The sequence below is a fragment of the Candidatus Cryosericum odellii genome (genome assembly GCF_003570935.1).
Classification (GTDB): domain Bacteria; phylum Caldisericota; class Caldisericia; order Cryosericales; family Cryosericaceae; genus Cryosericum; species Cryosericum odellii.
Genome location: NZ_QXIU01000133.1, coordinates 1 through 4,594 on the forward strand (window position 1 = coordinate 1; position 4,594 = coordinate 4,594).

5 protein-coding genes are annotated in these 4,594 nt (G+C 55.8%); all 5 read right to left on the reverse strand.

Annotated elements, in window-relative coordinates:
* Window positions 1-157: 157 nt before the first annotated feature.
* Entirely contained in the window at window positions 158-1,192 is a 1,035-nt protein-coding gene (gene mnmA / locus SMC5_RS05565) for a tRNA 2-thiouridine(34) synthase MnmA (RefSeq protein ID WP_119119925.1), read from the reverse strand.
* Between the two features lie 96 nt (window positions 1,193-1,288).
* The gene (gene ricT / locus SMC5_RS05570; protein ID WP_119119926.1) at window positions 1,289-2,026 is read right to left on the reverse strand and encodes a regulatory iron-sulfur-containing complex subunit RicT; all 738 of its coding nucleotides are present in this window, start codon (window positions 2,024-2,026) and stop codon (window positions 1,289-1,291) included.
* Window positions 2,019-2,945 (reverse strand): hypothetical protein, encoded by a 927-nt coding sequence (locus SMC5_RS05575; RefSeq protein ID WP_119119927.1) that lies wholly within the window; start codon window positions 2,943-2,945, stop codon window positions 2,019-2,021. Before SMC5_RS05575 ends, ricT begins: the two co-directional genes overlap by 8 nt.
* Window positions 2,946-3,136: 191 nt before the next feature.
* Window positions 3,137-4,228, reverse strand: a complete 1,092-nt coding sequence (dnaJ, locus tag SMC5_RS05580; protein WP_119119928.1) for a molecular chaperone DnaJ — start codon at window positions 4,226-4,228, stop codon at window positions 3,137-3,139.
* A 45-nt stretch (window positions 4,229-4,273) separates the two neighbouring features.
* A partial coding sequence (locus SMC5_RS05585) for an Hsp70 family protein (RefSeq protein WP_165848996.1) occupies window positions 4,274-4,594 on the reverse strand: 321 nt, incomplete at its 5' end.

Below are 4,594 nucleotides of genomic sequence, written 5' to 3' on the forward strand. Positions count from 1 at the left end.
GTGTCGCACCGGTAGTGGGCAGGGAACATCGTTCGTCCCTTGTCGTCCACGGAGTAGCGGTATTCGCCGATGAAACAGTTCTCCTTGTTCATGGCGTAAGTATACCACAATTTCCCACTTTTTACCACAATTCGTACAAGAACGTCAAGAACAAGTCCTAGACTATCGTTCCTCCGCCAACTATACATCGACCGTCGTAGAAGACAACCGCTTGTCCCGGAGTGACTGCAAACAACGAATCGGCCAGATGAATGGAGACCTTATCCCCAGAAACCCTATCGATACAGCCTTTGACTGGCTTTGACCTGTATCGTGCCACGACATCTGCGCTGAAGTGTAGCAATTTGCCGGTGGGAATGTGTTGCCATTTCAGATCGACGGCTTCAAACGCATCCCTCATGCATGCACTCCGTTGTCCGACGACCAGCTGGTTTGTGGCCTGTCGCTTCTCCACGACATAGAGCCGTGTTGCGGCACTGATGCCGAGGCCCGACCGCTGGCCGACCGTATATGACGCCAGCCCCTGGTGCGTCCCGATGACGGTTCCATCCGTCAGGACCATGTCTCCGGGCATGCATGGCAAGCGACGACGGATCTCTTCGCTGACCAGGCCTTCTACAAAGCACAAATCCTGACTCTCGCGACTTGCCAAAAGATCAGAGCTGAACCATCGGGAGGCCAGTGCCATCACGTCGCTCTTGACGCGCCCTGCGAGAGGGAAAAGGACCCTCCGACGCTGCTCTGCCGAAAGTCGGTACAGGAAATACGATTGGTCCTTTGCCTGGTCCATGCCGCGGCAGATCTGGTCCCCATCCTCACTGTGGACGATTCCCGCGTAGTGACCGCTCGCGACAAGATCGGCATGCAGCTCATCGGCTACATCAAGCAATCCCTGCCACTTCACGTGTTCGTTGCAGAACACACAAGGATTTGGAGTGGCTCCTCCTGCTACCGCCTGCCAGAACGGCTGGACGACTTGGCAGTCAAAGCGGTCCTTCACGTCGACATTGTGCCAGGCAATTCCAAGGTATTCGCACTGGGCCTTCGCCCGTCGCGTGGAACCAATGTCACAGCAGGCACTGTGCTGAGAGAAGTGCAGAGTGACCCCGATGACATGTTCACCAAGCTCTTTCAGGAGCAATGCAGAGACAGCAGAGTCCACGCCCCCGCTCATTCCGACCACAATGCTCATAAACAGAATCCAACCACTAGACAGGCTCCTGGAATCGCAATAACAACGGTGATCCTGGTTGCATTGCGGAATTCTCTGGTATTCGAGCCATCTCCTCTATTGGGTGGCTCCTTCCTTGGGTTTCTTCTTGACGTCAAGTCCTGACGCGTCGGTGTACTCATAGGTCTCGTATCTGAGGCAGCACATCAGCTTGCCACAGACGCCCGTTATCTTGTTGGGGTTCAAGCTCAAGTTCTGCACCCGGGCGCACTTGAGACTGACCGGTTTGATCTCCTTCAGAAAACAGTTGCAGCATAGCTCGCGCCCGCACATGCCGACCGTAGCAAAGAAACGGGTTTCATCGCGGGAGCCGATTTGCCACATCTGCACCTTAGCTTTCAGCGACCGGGATAGAGTGGAAACAAGGGCTCGGAAATCGACACGGGTTTCGGCCGTAAAATAGAACACATACTGTTTGCCCGAAAACGAGAGTTCACAGTTCACGAGGTGAATTGCGAGTCTGGTCGCCCGCACCTGCTCCTTGCACAGAATCACCGCTGTGTCTTGTTTTCGCTGATTCTCCTCAAGGCGCTCGACGTCAGTCGGGACAAGTTTACGGACGTACTTGAGGCTGCCCGCAGCCCGCTTCTTTCCTGATGTATCGTGCCTTGGGTAGCCGATGATGACGTGCATCAGCTCCTTGTCGCTGCCAATTGCAAGAATCTCGTCACCCGGGAGCAACGCAGCATTGTCGCTGATTTCGACCATGTACGTCTGGTACGACTTGGCCGAACGAGCACTCAGAAAACGTGGCGAGGAGCAACTCGCCGACAACATAAAAGTGGGATCATTCATGAGTGGTCATTCTCCTCAGTTCCAGCAGGGCGTTTGTCAGGACGAGTTCAGGGTTCACGTTCTGTTCTATGTGCTTCAGGCGCTCCCCCAGATGGTCCAGAAAGAGCCCAACCCTGGATTCGTCCAGCACGAAGTTCACTCGGGCCAGTTCAGGTTCCGTAGAGAGTGATATTCCGGCGAGAGGGGAAACCTTTCCTCTCGCTCGCAGAACACTGTTCATAAAAAGTGCGATCGTCTGCAAACCCCCCGTCGCGTTGTCTCGGAGGCTATTCTGACTGTCCATCCTGAGGAGACGACTGACGGTCTCGGAGAGGCTTTTGTTCGCCTTGGCAAATTCCAGCAAGACTTCGAGGCAGGCGTCCTCGCCGGTAGTGGAGGTCATATCCTGAAAATCCACGGCCTCCTGAGTACTCTGCTCGACCTTCATGATCTGGACCCGCGATCGAATCGTGGGTAAAACGCGCCTGCTGTTCCGAGAAAGCAGCAGAAAGACGTTACCCGAAGTCGGTTCTTCAATAGTCTTAAGAATCCGGTCGGCCGCAACATCTGTGAAAAAATCCACTCCGCGGAAAACGCTCACCTTGAGGCAGCCCGACGCGGTTTTGACCGATGCATACGAGATAAATTGGTCGACAGTCTCTATTTTGAGAACGCCTGAGTCTCCAAAAATCCTTATGTTCGCCGAACCCCCTGCATCCACCTGTCGGCACGACGGACACGCGTCACAGAATTCCCCCGGACCGTGGTCACCCCGGCAGTTGCCCGCCTTGGCAATAGCTGCCGCCAACGCAAGCTTGGCGCCCTCGTCTCTTCCCACAAGAAGATATGCATGTGCCAGCCGGTTAGAAACAAGAGCAGCTTCGAGACATCGAGTAGCCGGACAGTCGCCAACTGCGTCACTAATCCGTTTCGCTGACACCGATTATATCTCTCTCATCATTAATTCTGGCTCTGTCACGCTCGTCTCCGGCAGCCTGTCCTCATCTGCCCAGAGCTACCAACGTCAAGTATACACGCCACTCCCCGCCTGTGCAATGAGCGAATTCCGTGTCGACAACGAAGAAACGGGTCGGCAGAGTCCCAGCCCGTTTTGCACACGATTCAACGTGACTACTTCTCGATATCGGCAAGCTGTTTATAAAGCTTCCGTTGCTCAGCCGTGAGAGTCTTGGGAACACCTATCTCGATCCGAACGATGTAGTCCCCTCGGCGTCGTTCTCCGACCGCCTGAGCTCCTTTGCCGCGAATTCGTACCTCGGCACCATGCTGGCTTCCGGCCGGTATCGTCACAGTCTCCGTTCCGCCTTCCACGAGAGGCACCGCGATGGTTGTTCCGAGTACTGCCTTGGCAGGCGACACCCGGACCGTGTGATACAGGGAACTCCCTTGCCGTTCAAACCGGGAATCATGCTGGACGGTTATGAAGAGGTACAGGTCGCCAGACTGACCGCCATGCTTGCCGGCATCTCCCTGTCCTGCGATACGTACTTTCATGCCGCTGTCGACACCTGCAGGAATCGTCACCTCTATGGTCTTGTCGGCTTTCGTGACACCAGAACCCTTGCAGGCCGAACATGGCGACTCTATGACCCTACCCTCGCCGCGGCACGTAGGACAAACCCCGGCAGTCACGACCCGCCCGAAGATGGTATCTTGAACTTGACGGACCTCGCCTTTGCCGTTGCAGGTAGGACACACCTTAGGAGACGTGCCTGAGGCTGCTCCAGTGCCGTGGCAGGTCGCACACGTATCGTACCGTCTGACCTGGATTTCTTCCTTGACACCGAACACAGCCTGTTCCAGCGTAAGAGTCATGCTGACGCTGAGGTCCCGTCCGTGTGAGCTCTCCTCGGTCTGCTGACGACCAAACCCCCCCATGAAACTGCCAAAGAGGTCTCCAATGTCAAAACCCCCGAATGTCTCGCCGGAACCGCCGCCCTGAGGAGCCCAAGCCTGACCTGTACCCGGGAAACCAGTGGGGCCGGCCTTACCATAGGCATCATACTGTTGTCGCTTCGCAGGATCGCTTAGCGTATCGTACGCCTCATTGACGTCTGACATCTGCCTGGGTGCTTGGGGGTCGTCCTTATGGAGGTCGGGATGGTACTTCTTAACCAGCTCACGATAGGCCTTCTTGATGTCATCCTGGGAGGCCCCCTTGGGCACTCCCATGACATCATAGTAGTCTCGATCAGTTGCCACATCGACCTCCACTCAGGAATTGGCGCTTGGCTTGAATTGCCGTTCTTATTGCTTCGGAGTCCCCTGACCCTCGACAGTTTGTCCGTCCTGCGGGGGCTGCTGAGCCTCAGATTGATTCTCCTGAGCAGCTGCCGGTTCCTGCTGCTGGCCAGCCTGATGCTGCAAGTCCTCGGTAACCTTGGAGAACGCAGTGTTCACTTCGTCGATCTTCGCTTCGATGTCCGAGGTCTTGTTGTCACGTACCAGGTCCTCGAGTTCAGTGAGCTTCTTCTCTGCCTCTGTCTTGACGTCGGGAGAAATCTTGGCCGCGTTTTCTGTCAGCGTCTTGCGTCCGCTGAACACAACCTGATCCGCGCGGTTCTTGAG